Consider the following 14,712-nt stretch of genomic DNA (forward strand, 5'->3'; position numbering starts at 1 on the left):
GCAGGGGCAGGGGCAGGGGCAGGGGCAGGGGCAGGGGCAGGGGCAGGGGCACGGGCACGGGCACGGGCAGCGGCAGCGGCAGCGGCAGCGGCAGCGGCAGCGAGCGGGCCAGGTTAGTGCGGGCCCACCGCCGTGACGGTGATGGCGGCGGTCCCGGTCTCGTCGGATTCGGCGAGGTCGACGGTGGCGTCGATGCCCCAGTCGTGGTCGCCCTCCGGGTCCTCGAAGACCTGGCGGACCGTCCACGCCGTAGCGCCCTGCTCGATGTGCAGGAAGGACGGGCCGCGCGCCGCCGGGCCGGTGCCCAGCGAGTCGTACTCCTCGTAGTACTCCTGGATCGCCTTCTGCCAGCGTTCGGCCGGCCAGCCGTGCTCGGCGTCCATCTCGCCGAGCAGGTCCCAGCGGCGCAGCGCGGCCAGTTCGACGCGGCGGAACATGGCGTTGCGGACCAGGACGCGGAAGGCGCGGACGTTGCGGGTGACCGCGGGCGGCTTGTCGTCGATCCGGACCTCTTCCTCGGGGGCGCCCGGGTTCTGCAGCCGCGCCCACTCGTCGAGGAGGCTGGAGTCGACCTGGCGGACGAGCTCGCCGAGCCACTCGATCAGGTCGGTCAGCTCTTCGGTGCGGGCGTCCTCGGGGACGGTCTGGCGCAGGGCGCGGTACGCGTCGGCGAGGTAGCGCAGGACGAGGCCCTCGGAGCGGGAGAGGCCGTAGAACGAGACGTACTCGGTGAACGTCATGGCGCGCTCGTACATGTCCCGGACGACCGACTTGGGCTTGAGCTCGTAGTCGGCGACCCACGGGTGGCCCTGGCGGTACGTCTCGTACGCGGCGTCGAGCAGCTCCTTGAGCGGCTGCGGCCAGGTCACGTCCTCGAGGAGTTGCATGCGCTCCTCGTACTCGATGCCCTCGGACTTCATCGCGTTGACGGCCTCGCCGCGGGCCTTCTGACGCTGCGCCGAGACGACCTGACGCGGATCCTCCAAGGTCGACTCGATGACGCTGACGACGTCGAGCGGGTACTCCGGAGACTCCTTGTCCAGAAGCTCCAGGGATGCCAGGGCGAAGGGTGACAGAGCCTGGTTCAGCGCGAAATCGAGCTGCAGATCCTCGACGAGGCGATATGTCCCTTCCGAAGTTCGCTCGATGACACCGCCGGCGATCAGGGCGCGGGCGATGGCCACCGTCCGGCGGATGAGCTTGCGCTGCGACGGCCGCTCCTCGTGGTTCTCGGTGAGCAGGTGCTTCAACGCGACAAAAGGATCACCGCCCCGGTTCATCACGTTCAGCAACATCGCGTGCGAGACCTGGAACGACGACGTCAGGGGTTCCGGGTCGGCCTCGACGAGACGGTCGAACGTGGGCCGTCCCCAGCCGATCTGCCCCTCCGGCGGCTTCTTGCGGACCACCTTGCGGCGCTTCTTCGGGTCGTCGCCCGCCTTGGCCAGCGCCCGCTCGTTGTCGATCACGTGCTCCGGCGCCTGGACGATGACCGTGCCGATGGTGTCGTACCCGGCGCGGCCGGCCCGGCCCGCGATCTGGTGGAACTCGCGAGCCTTGAGCAGGCGGGTCTTCACGCCGTCGTACTTCGACAGGCCGGTGAAGAGCACGGTGCGGATCGGCACGTTGATGCCGACGCCGAGCGTGTCGGTGCCACAGATGACCTTGAGGAGGCCGGCCTGGGCGAGGGTCTCGACGAGGCGGCGGTACTTCGGCAGCATGCCGGCGTGGTGGACGCCGATGCCGTGCCGCACGAGACGGGAGAGCGTACGCCCGAAGCCCGCCGTGAACCGGAAGTTGCCGATCGCCGCCGCGATCTTGTCCTTCTCCTCGCGGGTGCACATGTTGATGCTCATCAGCGACTGTGCGCGCTCCAGCGCCGCGGCCTGCGTGAAGTGCACGATGTAGACCGGCGACTGCCGGGTCTTGAGCAGTTCCTCGATCGTCTCGTGCAGCGGCGTCATCGCGTACTCGAAGAGCAGCGGAACGGGACGCTCGACGCTGCTGACCACCGCGGTGGCACGCCCGGTGCGCTTGCTCAGGTCGTCGACGAACCGGGTGGTGTCGCCGAGCGTCGCCGACATCAGGATGAACTGCGCCTGCGGCAGCTCGATGAGCGGCACCTGCCAGGCCCAGCCGCGGTCCGGCTCGGCGTAGAAGTGGAACTCGTCCATGACCACCTGGCCGACGTCGGCGTCCGCGCCCTCGCGCAGCGCCAGGTTCGCCAGGATCTCCGCGGTGCAGCAGATGATCGGCGCGTCCGCGTTGACGCTGGCGTCGCCGGTCAGCATCCCCACGTTGTGCGCCCCGAAGATCGCGCAGAGGGCGAAGAACTTCTCGCTGACCAGCGCCTTGATCGGCGCGGTGTAGAAGGTGGTGCGGTTGCTCGCCAGGGCGGCGAAGTGCGCGCCCGTCGCGACCAGGCTCTTCCCGGAGCCGGTCGGGGTGTTCAGGATGACGTTCGCCCCGGTGGCGATCTCGATGAGCGCTTCCTCCTGATGCGGGTAGAGCGTCAGGCCCTGCTCCGCCACCCAGGTCTGGAAGGCATCGAAGACAGCATCGGGTTCGGCATTGCCCGGGAGGCGATCGGTCAGCGTCATGATCCGTCAAGTTTGTCAGCTCGCGCCGGGCGGCGCGCACAGGGGACCAGCCGATAGGGTTTCGCGCGTGACGCTTCCTGTGCCTTCACCGATCTCCGACGGCGACCGCGAGCGGGTGGCCGAGCTCCTCCAGCGCGCTTGCGGTGAGGGACGGCTCACTCTCGAGGAATTCAGCGTACGGGTGGGAGCCGTGTGGGCGGCCGAGGACGAGGCGGCGCTGGCCCGCGCCACCGACGGCCTCGCACCCACCCCGGTCGTCGGCTCCTCCACCACGGTCGACAAGGTCGTGACCGTGTTCAGCCAGTCGCAGCGCCGGGGCCGGTGGCGTCTGCGGGGCCGCGGCCTGCGTGCCGTGACCGTGTTCGGCTCGACCCACCTCGACCTGCGGCACGTGCTCAGCGGCGAGGACGTCATCGAGATCAGCGGCGCCTGCGTGTTCGGCGAGTTCAAGGTGATCGTCCCGGAGGGCGTCGAGGTCGAGCTGACCGGCCCGAGCGTCTTCACCAACCAGGAGTTCCGGCTGGCGGCGGTGCCCCGGGTGCCGGGCACGCCGGAGGTGCGCGTGCGGGTCACGACCTGGTTCAGCAACGTCGAGGTCGTCTCCGCCCGGCCCGAGCTGCCGTCGGAGTGACGCCCGCCGGTCACTAGGCTGGGGGCATGAAGGTCTTGTCCATCCAGTCGGCGGTCGCGCACGGCCACGTCGGCAACTCCGCGGCGGTGTTCCCGCTGCAGCGCATCGGCGTCGAGGTCGTCCCGGTCTACACCGTGAACTTCTCCAACCACACCGGGTACGGCGCGTGGCGCGGGCCGCTCATCCCGCCGCCGGACGTCGCCGAGATCCTGCTCGGCGTGGAGGAGCGCGGGGTGTTCCCGCAGATCGACGCGGTGCTCTCCGGCTATCAGGGCGGCGCCGGCATCGCGGACGTCATCATCGACGCCGTGCGCCGGGTGAAGGCCGCGAACCCGGCCGCCGTGTACGCCTGCGACCCGGTCATGGGCAACGCCAAGTCCGGCTGCTTCGTCGCGCCGGAGATCCCGGTGCTGCTGCGCGACAAGGTCGTCCCGGTCGCCGACATCATCACGCCGAACCAGTTCGAGCTGGGCTTCCTGACCGGCACCGAGCCGGCGAGCATCGAGTCGACCCTGGCGTCGGCCGACCTCGCTCGCGCGATGGGACCGTCGACCGTGCTGGTCACCAGCGTGGAACGGCCGGACCGGGAGGAGGGCACGATCGAGATGCTGGTCGTCGACCCGGCCGGTGCCTGGATCGTCACCACCCCGCACCTGCCGTTCAAGGCGAACGGGTCCGGCGACGTCACGGCGGCCCTGTTCACCGCCCACTACGTGGCGACCAAGGACGCGGCGCTCGCCCTGGAGCGGACGGCTTCCAGCGTCTTCGACCTGATCGACACGACGTACCGGTCCGGCGAGCGCGAGCTGCGGCTGATCCAGGCGCAGGAGTTCTACGCGTCGCCGCGGATGCAGTTCAGCGCGAAGCAGGTGCGCTGACCGCCACGAACCGAGCTCAGAGCCAGCCGGCGCGGCGGAGCAGGACGTAGAGGGCCGCCACGCTGGCCAGGATCAGCAGCATCACGCTGGGATACCCGTAGTGCCAGCTCAGGCCGGGCAGGTGCGCGAAGTTCATCCCGTAGACGCCGGCGATCGCGGTCGGCAGCGCGGCCATCGCGGCCCAGGACGCGATCTTGCGCATGTCGTTGTTCTGGTCCACGGTCAGCTGGGTGAGTTTCGCCTGGAGCAGGGCGCTGAGAACGTCGTCGAACCCGGCGACCTGCTCCGCGGCGAGGGTGAGATGGTCGGCCACGTCGCTGAAGTAGCGCCGCATCTCCGGGTGCAGGTCGTCGTACGCCGCAAGGGCCGCAAGGGGCCGCTGGAGCGGCAGCACCGCCGCCTTGAACCGCATCTCCTGGCGCTTCAACTGGTAGATCTGCTCGACGGAGATCTGCTCACCGGACGCGACGACGGGTGCGAACACCGCGGCCTCGGCCCGGTCGAGGTCGATCTGCATGGCCGCCGCGATGTCGACGTAGTCGTCCACGAGCCGGTCCAGGATCGCGTGCACCACCGACCACGGGCCGCCGGCCGGCGCGCGGGGGTCGGCGCGCAGCGAGTTCAGGTCCATGACCGTCCCCTGCCCGACGGTGATGACGAAGTCCGGACCGGCGAAGAGACGCACGAAACCGGTGCTGATCCGCTCGTGCCGGCGGTACCGGGCGGCGCGGACCACGAGGAAGACGACGTCCTCGTACCGCTCGAGTTTCACCCGCTGCTCGCGGTGCAGGACGTCCTCGACCGCCAGTGGGTGCAGGCCGAACACGTCGGCCACCCGGTTCAGCGCGGCGGCGCTCGGCTCGTGCAGGGACAGCCAGACGAACGCGCCGTCCTGCGAGCGGGCCCGTTCGTGCAGCAGGGGCAGATCGGCCGCCGATCCGGGGCTCTCCGTGACGCCGCCGTCCACGACGAGATCGCAGCCGACGATCGCGGTATGGTCAGCGCGCCGGTCCACGAGTCGCAGCTTACGACGGTTCGCGAACCACCCGGGAGGGTGTGTCAGTGGACACGTCTACGACATATGGCCGTCATCGTTAACCTTCTCGCCGTAACGTGGAGCGCCGCCTGGGTAGCTCGCTGTCGTGCGCCTCTGGCCGACAGTGACCCCGAGGAAGCGGAGCGCGCTAGGTGACCGTGACGACCGATCTACGTCTCATCGAGCTGCCCGCAGTCGAGCTGGAGCCGGAGGCGGTCTTCCACTCCTATTCCGCGCCGATCCGCCGCACTCTCGTCGACATCTTCGACGCGACGGTGCAGGAGCACGGCAACGCCCGCGGGATCGACGTGGCCGGAACCCGGCTGACCTACCGCGAGCTGGCCGGCGAGGTCGAGGCGCTGCGGGCGACGCTGGCCGGGCACGGCATCGGCGCCGGTGACCGGGTCGGTGTGCGGATCTCGTCCGGCACGGCCGACCTCTATCTGGCGATCCTCGGTGTGCTCGCGGCCGGCGCCGCCTATGTGCCGGTCGACGCCGACGACCCGGAGGAGCGCGCCGAGCTGGTGTTCGCCGAGGCGGGCGTCTGTGCCGTTCTGGGTGACGGTCTCGCCGTGTCGCTCCGGCGTACCCCGCACGGAAGGATCGGACGGCCCGGACCGGACGACGACGCCTGGATCATCTTCACCTCCGGATCCACCGGCACCCCGAAGGGGGTGGCGGTCTCGCACGGGTCCGCCGCCGCGTTCGTCGACGCCGAGGCCGAGTTGTTCCTGGTCGACGAGGGAACCGAACCGCTCGGCCCGGACGACCGCGTGCTGGCCGGGCTCTCGGTCGCCTTCGACGCCTCCTGCGAGGAGATGTGGCTGGCCTGGCGGCACGGCGCCTGCCTGGTCCCGGCCGCGCGCTCGCTGGTGCGCAGCGGCGTCGACCTGGGACCGTGGCTCGCCGAGCAGCGGATCACCGTGGTCTCGACGGTGCCGACGCTGGCCGCGCTCTGGCCGGTCGAGGCCCTCGAGGACGTCCGGCTGCTGATCTTCGGTGGCGAGGCGTGCCCGCCCGAGCTGGCCGAACGCCTGGCCGTCGAGGGACGCGAGGTGTGGAACACGTACGGGCCGACCGAGGCGACGGTGGTGGCCTGCGCCGCACGGATGACCGGCGCGGGACCGGTCCGGATCGGCCTGCCGCTGGCCGGCTGGGAGCTCGCCGTCGTGGACGCCGCAGGTGAGCCGGTGGCGATGGGGGAGACCGGCGAGCTGGTCATCGGCGGTGTCGGCCTGGCCCGCTACCTGGACGCCGCGAAGGACGCCGAGAAGTTCGCGCCGCTGCCGTCGCTGAACTGGGAACGGGCCTACCGCAGCGGCGACATCGTCCGCGCCGAGCCCGAGGGCCTGCTCTTCCTCGGCCGCGGCGACGAGCAGGTCAAGCTCGGTGGCCGCCGGATCGAGCTGGGCGAGGTCGACGCCGCGCTGCAGGCGCTGCCCGGTGTCGCCGGCGCGGCCGCCGCCGTGAAGAAGACCGCCGCCGGCAACCAGCTGCTGGTCGGCTACCTGGTGCCGCAGGGCGCGTTCGACGTGGAGGCCGCGTCGCTGCGGATCCGCGAGCAGCTCCCGGCCGCGCTGGTCCCGCTGCTCGCCGTCGTGGACGCACTCCCGACCCGGACCTCCGGCAAGGTCGACCGGGCCGCGCTGCCCTGGCCCCTGGCGGGCGTCGAGGTGAAGGCCGACCTCACGCCCACCGAGGAGTGGCTCGCCGCCGGCTGGGAGGAGATTCTGGGGGTACGCCCGGCAGAACCGCAGGCCGACTTCTTCGGCAACGGCGGCAGCAGCCTGGGAGCGGCCCAGCTGGTCGCCTGGATCCGGCTTAAGCATCCGCAGGTCGCGGTCGCCGACATCTACCAGAACCCGCGGCTGTCCGCGATGGCGGCGGTCGTCGACGCGCTCGTCGCCGGCGAGACGGTCCGGCGCGACGTCCGGCCCACGCCGCGGCGGGCGGGTCTCGTACAGGCGCTGCTCGTCCTCCCGATGCTGATGCTGGTCGGGCTGCGCTGGTTCGTCGTGCTCGCCGCGCTGAGCAACCTGGTCTCCTGGGCGCCGCACCTCTCCTGGTGGTGGATCGCGGCCGGCTGGCTGGTGCTGTTCAGCCCGCCCGGCCGGATCGCGGTGGCCGCCACCGGCGCCCGGCTGCTGCTGCGCGGTGTGCGCCCCGGCAAGTACCCGCGCGGCGGCGGCGTCCACCTGCGACTGTGGGCGGCCGAGCGGCTCGCCGACCTGACCGGCGCGACCAGCGTCGCCGGCGCCGGCTGGATGATCACCTACGCGAAGGCGCTCGGCGCCCGGATCGGCCGCGACGTCGACCTGCACTCCGCGCCGCCCGTCACCGGCCTTCTCAAGCTGGGCCGCGGCGCCGCGATCGAGCCCGAGGTCGACCTGTCCGGCTACTGGGTGGACGGCGACGTGGTGCGGGTGGGCATGGTGCGGGTCGGCGCCGGCGCCCGGGTCGGCTCCCGCAGCACGCTGATGCCCGGCGCCCGGATCGGCAAGGGCGCCGAGGTCGCGGCCGGTTCGACGGTCCGCGGCGCGGTCCCGGCCCAGCAGCACTGGGCCGGTTCGCCCGCGGTGCCGGCCCCTGCGGTCAAGGGCGGCGCCGCCTGGCCGGAGAAGCGTCCCGGCACTTCCCGGTTCTGGGTGGCGGCGTACAGCACGACCGCGCAGCTGCTCGGGCTGATCCCGATCGTCGCCCTGCTGCCCGCCCTCGCCCTGATCGGCTGGGCGGTCGGCGGGCGGGCCGACCTGGAGGCCGCGCTGCTCGCGGTGCCGGGCGCCGCCGTCGCCTACTTCCTCACCTACGCCGTGGTCGTACTGGTGCTGGTGCGCCTGCTCGGCATCGGCGTGCGCGAGGGCTTCCACGCGGTGCACGGCCGGGTGGCCTGGCAGGTGTGGACCACCGAGCGGCTGATGGGGATGGCCCGGGTCGCGCTCTTCCCGATGTACGCCAGCCTGTTCACCCCGGTCTGGCTGCGGCTGCTCGGCGCCAAGGTGGGCCGCAACGTGGAGATGTCCACGGTCCTCGCCCTGCCGAAGATGACGACCGTCGACGACGGCGCGTTCCTGGCCGACGACACGATGGTCGCCACCTACGAGCTCGGCCACGGCTGGATGCGGGTCGCCCCGGCCCGGATCGGCAAGCAGGCGTTCCTCGGCAACTCCGGGATGGCGGCGCCCGGCCGCTCGGTGCCGAAGCGCGGCCTGGTCGGGGTGCTCTCGTCGGCGCCGCACAAGGCGAAGAAGGGCTCGTCCTGGCTGGGCGCGCCGCCGATGCCGCTGCGCCGCGTCGTCGAGACCGCGGACGCCAGCCGTACCTTCGCGCCGCCGCTGCGGCTCAAGCTGGCCCGGGCCGCGATCGAGCTGTGCCGGATCGTCCCGGTGATGCTGGCCGGCGCGCTGGTCGTGCTGGTCATCGCCGCGCTCGCCCTGGTCCGCGAGGAGTTCGGGGTGTGGGCGGCGGCCCTGGCCGCCGGTCCGGTGCTGTTCGCCGCCGGCGCCGTCGCGGCGCTCACCGCCACCGCCGCGAAGTGGCTGCTGGTCGGCCGGTTCCGGGTGACCGAGCGGGCACTGTGGACGTCGTTCGTCTGGCGCAACGAGCTCGCCGACACGTTCGTCGAGGTCCTGGCCGCGCCGTGGCTGTTCCGCTTCGCCACCGGCACCCCGCTGCTCACCTTCTGGATGCGCACGCTCGGCGCCGAGATCGGCCGCGGTGTGTGGCTGGAGACGCTCTGGCTGCCCGAGTTCGACCTCGTGCGCCTCGGCGACGGCGCCACCGTCAACCGGGGGTGCGTGGTGCAGACTCACCTGTTCCATGATCGAATCATGGCCATGGACGAGGTCACCCTGGACGCGGGCGCCACGCTCGGCCCGCACGGCATCGTGCTGCCCGGCGCCAGCATCGGCGCACGAACGACCGTGGGCCCCGGCTCGCTGGTGACCCGCGGCGACGCGGTCCCGGCCGACAGCAAGTGGATCGGCAACCCGATCGCGAACTGGACGTGACGGACTCCTACCTACCCGCCCACGGCGACGACGGCTACCGCGTCCTGCACTACGACCTGGAACTCGACTACCGGGTGGTGTCGAACCGGCTGGCCGGCCGGGCGGTCATCACGGCCCGGGCCACCCAGGCGCTGGCCCGGTTCAGCCTCGACCTCGGCCGCTTCCAGGTCCGGGACGTCCGTGTCGACGGGCGTCCCGCGCGTTTCGAGCACCGGCCGCACAAACTCAAGATCAAGCCCGAGAGGCCCATCTCGTACGGGTCGGCCTTCACCGTGGAGGTCCGTTACGCCGGCAAGCCGACACCGATCTCGGGCCGGTGGGGCGACATCGGGTGGGACGAGCTGACCGACGGTGCCCTGGTCGCGAGCCAGCCGAACGGCTCCCCGTCCTGGTTCCCGTGCAACGACAGGCCGGACGGCAAAGCCACGTTCCTGGTCTCGGTCACGGCGCCGGCGCCGTACACGGTGGTGGTCACCGGCGACCTGATCTCGCGACGGCGCGGGGCGGGCGCGAGCACCTGGGTGTACGAGCGCAACGAGCCGACCGCGCCCTACCTGATGAGCGTCCAGGTGGGCCGCTACGACGTGGTGCCGCTGGCGGCGTCCGGCCCGGTCGTCCAGCGCGCCGCCATCCCGCCCCGGCTGCGCAGGCTCTTCGGCCACGACTTCGCCCGGCACGGCGAGATCATGTCGTCGCTGTCGTCGATGTTCGGCCCGTACCCGTTCCACGAATACGTGGTGGTGGTCGCCGACGACGACCTGGACGACCCCATCGAGGCCCAGGGCATGGCCGTCTTCGGCCGCAACCACGTCGACGGCCGCCGCACCCACGAACGCCTCGTCGTGCATGAACTGGCCCACCAATGGTTCGGCAACAGCTTGACGGTCGCTGATTGGCGGCACATCTGGCTGAACGAGGGCTTTGCGACGTACGCGGAATGGTTGTGGTCCGAGGTCTCCGGCGACCTCCCCGCAGCCGCCCTCGCGGCCCGGTGGCATGCCTGGGCCGCGTCCCAGCCCTCCCGCGTGATCGTCGCGAACCCCGGCGTGGACCGGATGTTCGACCCGGTCGTCTACAAACGAGGCGGCTTGACCGTGCACGCGCTGCGGGTGCGCCTGGGCGACGAGGCGTTCTTCGCGTTCGTCCGTTCCTGGGTGGCGACGTACCGGCACCAGACCGTGACGGACGCGCAGTTCCGGGCGCACGCGGCGCAGTTCGCGAGTGGGTCGCTGGACGGGTTGTTCGCGGCGTGGCTCGATCGGCCGGCGCTGCCACCCCTGCCGCGCGGCTGACGGTTCAGCCGGGCGGGAAGCGGAGGCGCTCGAATGAGGGCGACGGGTAGCAGGTTCGAGCCCACTCATCTGGGTTGGATCAAGCCGAGAAATCTGTCAACGTCGACTAATTGACCATGACTGGTTACCCAGAAGCCGCCTCCATAATCGTCCGGAGCGACTTCGACTCGGGCTTCGCCCTCCGTCAGTATCCGGATGTACGAATCAATGAGCTCGGTGACGTTCTCAACCACGAGGAGCATGTCTGACTCCGTCGCGTTCGTAATGATCTGGCCGTCACGCCCGCCCTCGCCGGGCAGGAAGTCGAGAAAGAGGAAGACACCGGCCGATCGGTCCTCCATGATCGGGATCCGCCGGGGGTGGAACGGGATCTCTCGGACTCCGTTGGCTTGGAGGGCCTCGGCCGGATCTTCCTGATCGTGATATTCGAGCAATTCGCGCCAACGCAGTCCGACCTCGCGGGCACTGAGCAGCCGGGACCGTTCTGGTGGAAGGCCCAAGTCGATGTTCGGATCTTGGCCGTCGATAGTGCGTAGCAGATTCCGGTAGTCAGCCGGAAGTTCTATGCCGACGGTGCTTTCGAGTTCGGCGATTGCCTCTGGTGAACAGCCCGGCCGTGTGAACGGATCGGCGCCGAATGGGCTTTGTTGAAGAATCTCTGACAGTCGGCCGATCGAATCTCCGAGATCACTTCCAGAACCAGGCACTCTTCACACCCTCCGCCCACTTGTCGGTAAGGTTCCTCAGCTTCTTCATTGGCTTCACGTACCACGTGGTCACGGTGCCTGCTTGCTTACCGCGCGAGGTCGCAGAATGCGGGTAGAATCGGAAGCCCCCTTCAGCTCCGGCTCGAACGACGCTCACCGGTGGCTGATGGTCGGGAACCCAATTGTCTTTGCCGGCGATCTCCGAATCGGTGCCCTTTTGACGGATCCCGGTGCCGGGAACTGTAATGCTCCTATCCGAGTGATCACCGCCGTCGTCGGCGTAGCCCACGGCGTCCACGGCGTTGCGCACATCGTTGCTGAAAGTCTGGGCAGCAGTAGCCTCTACCTGTGCGTGCGAACCATGACCCTCCAGGTACCGGCGTCGGTCGCCAGCCTCGCTCATCACTTGGTTGTGCGCCTCTTCAGCCGTCAATTCCGTGGCCTTGTCCGCGCCTTCGGCCTTCTCCTCGGGCGAAGCAGAGTAACGATAATCCCAATTCTTCCCTCCATCGACGACACCGAATGATTTGAAGACTGGATGCGACCGCTTGACGATGCCGGCCACCTGATCGGCCGCTTGCCGGGTGAGTTTTCCCTGCTTGAGACGCTTGCGCTGCTCTCGACGCATCTGCGCCAGCCCTGCGGCGATCTTCGCGGACTTGTCCGGTTCTTCCGCGTGAGCCTTCTTGCCTTTCCGTCCTTTGGAGAACATCGCCTTGATCTTCGTCCAGGCCTTTTTGATCAGGGTGACGATCTTGTCGATGACCCAGTCGAGGGCTCGGCCCACCGTGCCCGCGAGCTTGGTGAAGAAGCCCTTCACCCGGGCGGGGATCCCGCCCAGGCCCAGGATCGCGGCCAGGACGCCGATCAGGACCGGGATCGAGCGGGCGAGGGCCTTCTCGATCAGAGCCGGGACGCCGCCCGAGCCGCCTCGGGCGATGGCGATCACCGCGTCCAGGACCGCGTTGACGAACTCGATGATCTGCTTGCCGCGCTCGACGATGAAACGGACGATGTCGATGATCAGCTTGCAGGCGCGGATGAAGGCCGAGGCCGGGTTGAGCAGCGAAATGATCCACATGATGCCGGCCTTGAGGACTTCCGGCACCAGGAACGTGGCGATGTTCTCGAAGAGGTTCTTCTTCAGGTCGCCGACCCGGGTCTTGATGTCGTCCCAGACCGCGACGACGCCTTCGCGGGCGATCCGGGCCAGGATCGGCACCGCCGTCTCGATGTAGCCGATCGCCTGCTGCATCGGCTTCGGCAGCTTCTTGACGATGCGGCCGCGGATGGCCTGGATCGTGAGGCCCAGCAGGCTCGCCATCATGAGCAGCAGGCTCTTGGCGTCCAGCTTCTGCGGGATCTGCAGGCCGGCCTGAGCCGCCGCGCCGAGCAGCCAGGTGAGCATGCCGTCGAGCAGGTGCTTCCAGATGTTGCCGAGGAAGCCCTTCAGCCCGGCGCCGACCGCGGACACCAGGTTGCGCAGGAAGCCGATCGGGTCCTTCAGGATCAGCATGACCGCCTGTGCCGCCTTGGCCAGCACGCCCAGCAGCAGGTCCTTCAGCTCCAGGATGGTCTTGATGACGCCCTTGACCGCGTCGATCGCCTTGGCGACCAGGCCCTTGTTCTTCTCCTTCTCGGCAGCGATCTCGTCGTCGACGGCCTTGAGCGCGTCGCTGTACTTCGTCGCCAGGGTGTCGACCAGTTCGGTGCCCTTGTCGTCGACGGACTGGGCCAGGTCGTCGAAACGGCCGGTGAACTCGGCGGCGGCCTCCCGGGCGATCGCCTTCTGATCGGCGGGCAGCTTGTCGATGGCCGCCTGCAGCTCGGTGCGGCCCTGGGCGATGCGCTGCTTGGCGCGGGCCAGCTCGGCGGCGATGAGGTCGGCGATCGACTCGATGACGCCGCGCATCGCCCGTACGTAGCCGGCGCGGGCCCGGACGAAGATGTCGTCGGCTTCCTTGGGCAGGCCCAGCAGCTTGTCGCGCCCCCAGCGGTACCAGCCGAGGCCCCCGCTGTACCGGCGATCCTTGTACGCGTCCATCTCGCGCCGGTGCTCGGCGGTGAACGCGTCGCGGGCCGCCTTCTCCTTCTCGGTGAACTGGCTGTCCACCTTGTGGTCCAGGCCGGTGAGGATGTCCTCGACGTCCTTCTTCGTGGCGTCGAAGACCCGTTGCAGCAGCGCGGTGACGGCTGCCTGCTTCTGCTCGTCGGAGCTCTGCGCCTTACCCTTGCCGGCGGCGACCTGCTGACCCGCGGCGCGCCGGTCGGCGGCGATCGCGGCCATGCCCTCGGCGCCTTCCCGGCCCGCGGCGGCCTTGCCCTCGGCCAGAGTGGCGCGCTCGTCGGCCCGTACCCTGCCCGGGGCCTCCGCCGAGTGCGTCCCGGCCGTCTTGCGCTGGTCGAGCGCTCCGGTGAACTGCGGCTCGTTCGACGTCGCCAGCTGCGGCTCGGTGACCTGCGCGTCGGCCATCTGCTGGTCGATCCGGCGCGGCCCGGCGGAGAAGTCGGTCGCGGCGGCCGGCGCCGGGTCGGGCACGGCCAGGCGCGGGTCGGGGCGTCCGGGCGGGCCGGGCGGCCGGTCCGATTCCAGGGGTACGACCTGCTTGTCCACCACTCCCGAGGTGTCCGGCCCGGCGGCGGTGGTGGCCGCGATCTCGCCGGCCGAGGTGGCCTTGCCGGCCTCGACCTGACCCTGCACCTCACCCTTGACCTCGGCGGCCTTGCCGGACTCGGCGAACTCGTCGGCCTGCTCCAGGTTCTGCGGTGCACGAGCGGCGATGGCCTTCTCGACGGCCTGGACGAAGGCGTTGCGATCGAACTCGCGGGGCTTCGCCGCATCCATGTTGTCGGCCTGGGCGGCCTTACCCTCCGCGACCCGGTGGTCGGCGGGCTGCTTCGCCGCCGCGCCGGCCGCCGCCGCCTCGGCCCGGGCGGGCGGGTGACTCGAGGCCATCCGGCGTTTCTTCTGCCGTACGTCCGTGGCGAGCGCCTGGAACTTCGGGTCCGCGCCGGCCCCGGCCCGCCTACCGGCCGGGGCGGCGGCGTCGGCGGCGGGGGCGGTTGCGGCCTGCGCGGCGGCGGGGGCGGCCGTGGCCTGCGCGGCGGTGGCGGCGGTTGCGGCCTTTGCTGCCGCAGTGGGGGCTGCCTGTGCGGCGGCGGCCGTGGCAGCTGCTGGGCCGGCCGTGGCGGGGCGCACGGAGACAGCCGTGGCGGCAGGACCGGCCGAGGCACCCAGCGTCGAGGCATCCGGCGAAGACGTTTCCCGGGTCGAGGTGCCCGGCGTCGGCCTGGCCGCAGCAGGGGGCCGGGCCACCGGCGGCCCGCCCGCAAGTCGTCGGCCAGCCTCGGCGACCGGCGCCCCCGGCGGCAGCGCCTGCAGCATCGACGCGACGGCGGCGTTCCCTGCGAGCGGGCGTGCGGCGACCGGCCCGGAGGCGGCCGAACCGGCGGTGGTCGGACCGGCGGGTGCGGGCGTCCGCGCCGGGGCCGGCCGGCGTTCCGGGCCGGTTCCGGACGGCCGGGGCCGGGGCATCCGCGTCTTCGCCGGTGGCGGCATGG

At 70.8% G+C, this 14,712-nt stretch carries 8 protein-coding genes; 4 read left to right on the top strand and 4 right to left on the bottom strand.

Features of this window, described 5'->3' with window-relative positions; all coding sequences use genetic code 11:
• Positions 1–113 precede the first annotated feature (113 nt).
• The gene (locus EP757_RS30235) at positions 114–2,600 is read right to left on the bottom strand and encodes an RNA helicase (protein WP_127551775.1); all 2,487 of its coding nucleotides are present in this window, start codon (positions 2,598–2,600) and stop codon (positions 114–116) included.
• Between the two features lie 67 nt (positions 2,601–2,667).
• On the opposite strand from EP757_RS30235, the gene EP757_RS30240 reads away from it, so the two are divergent.
• Positions 2,668–3,231, top strand: coding sequence for a DUF1707 domain-containing protein (locus tag EP757_RS30240; protein ID WP_232050075.1), 564 nt, complete (start codon positions 2,668–2,670; stop codon positions 3,229–3,231).
• A gap of 26 nt (positions 3,232–3,257) precedes the next feature.
• Complete coding sequence (pdxY, locus tag EP757_RS30245; RefSeq protein ID WP_127551777.1) at positions 3,258–4,109, top strand: pyridoxal kinase PdxY; 852 nt, start codon at positions 3,258–3,260, stop codon at positions 4,107–4,109.
• Positions 4,110–4,125: 16 nt separating this feature from the next.
• Here the strand turns inward: pdxY and EP757_RS30250 are convergent, their stop codons facing one another.
• Positions 4,126–5,124: a magnesium and cobalt transport protein CorA gene (locus EP757_RS30250; RefSeq protein WP_232050076.1), complete on the bottom strand. Its 999-nt coding sequence runs from the start codon at positions 5,122–5,124 to the stop codon at positions 4,126–4,128.
• 173 nt (positions 5,125–5,297) lie between these two features.
• Here EP757_RS30250 and EP757_RS30255 point away from each other — a divergent pair, with 173 nt between their 5' ends.
• Entirely contained in the window at positions 5,298–9,152 is a 3,855-nt protein-coding gene (locus EP757_RS30255; RefSeq protein ID WP_127551781.1) for a Pls/PosA family non-ribosomal peptide synthetase, read from the top strand.
• Positions 9,149–10,444, top strand: coding sequence for a M1 family metallopeptidase (locus EP757_RS30260; RefSeq protein ID WP_232050077.1), 1,296 nt, complete (start codon positions 9,149–9,151; stop codon positions 10,442–10,444). Before EP757_RS30255 ends, EP757_RS30260 begins: the two co-directional genes overlap by 4 nt.
• Positions 10,445–10,509: 65 nt before the next feature.
• Here the strand turns inward: EP757_RS30260 and EP757_RS30265 are convergent, their stop codons facing one another.
• Both EP757_RS30265 and EP757_RS30270 read right to left on the bottom strand, forming a co-directional pair.
• Positions 10,510–11,151, bottom strand: coding sequence for an SMI1/KNR4 family protein (locus EP757_RS30265; protein ID WP_127551784.1), 642 nt, complete (start codon positions 11,149–11,151; stop codon positions 10,510–10,512).
• Positions 11,132–14,710, bottom strand: coding sequence for a hypothetical protein (locus tag EP757_RS30270; RefSeq protein ID WP_160165922.1), 3,579 nt, complete (start codon positions 14,708–14,710; stop codon positions 11,132–11,134). Before EP757_RS30270 ends, EP757_RS30265 begins: the two co-directional genes overlap by 20 nt.
• Between the last annotated feature and the right edge of the window lie 2 nt (positions 14,711–14,712).

It is taken from the genome of Actinoplanes sp. OR16, assembly GCF_004001265.1.
Lineage (GTDB): Bacteria > Actinomycetota > Actinomycetes > Mycobacteriales > Micromonosporaceae > Actinoplanes.

Excerpts from the sequence above, each read along its gene's own strand:
- EP757_RS30235 (WP_127551775.1), bottom strand. The coding sequence starts at position 2,600 with ATGACGCTGACCGATCGCCTCCCGGGCAATGCCGAACCCGATGCTGTC.
- pdxY (WP_127551777.1), top strand. The coding sequence starts at position 3,258 with ATGAAGGTCTTGTCCATCCAGTCGGCGGTCGCGCACGGCCACGTCGGC.
- EP757_RS30270 (WP_160165922.1), bottom strand. The coding sequence starts at position 14,710 with ATGCCGCCACCGGCGAAGACGCGGATGCCCCGGCCCCGGCCGTCCGGA.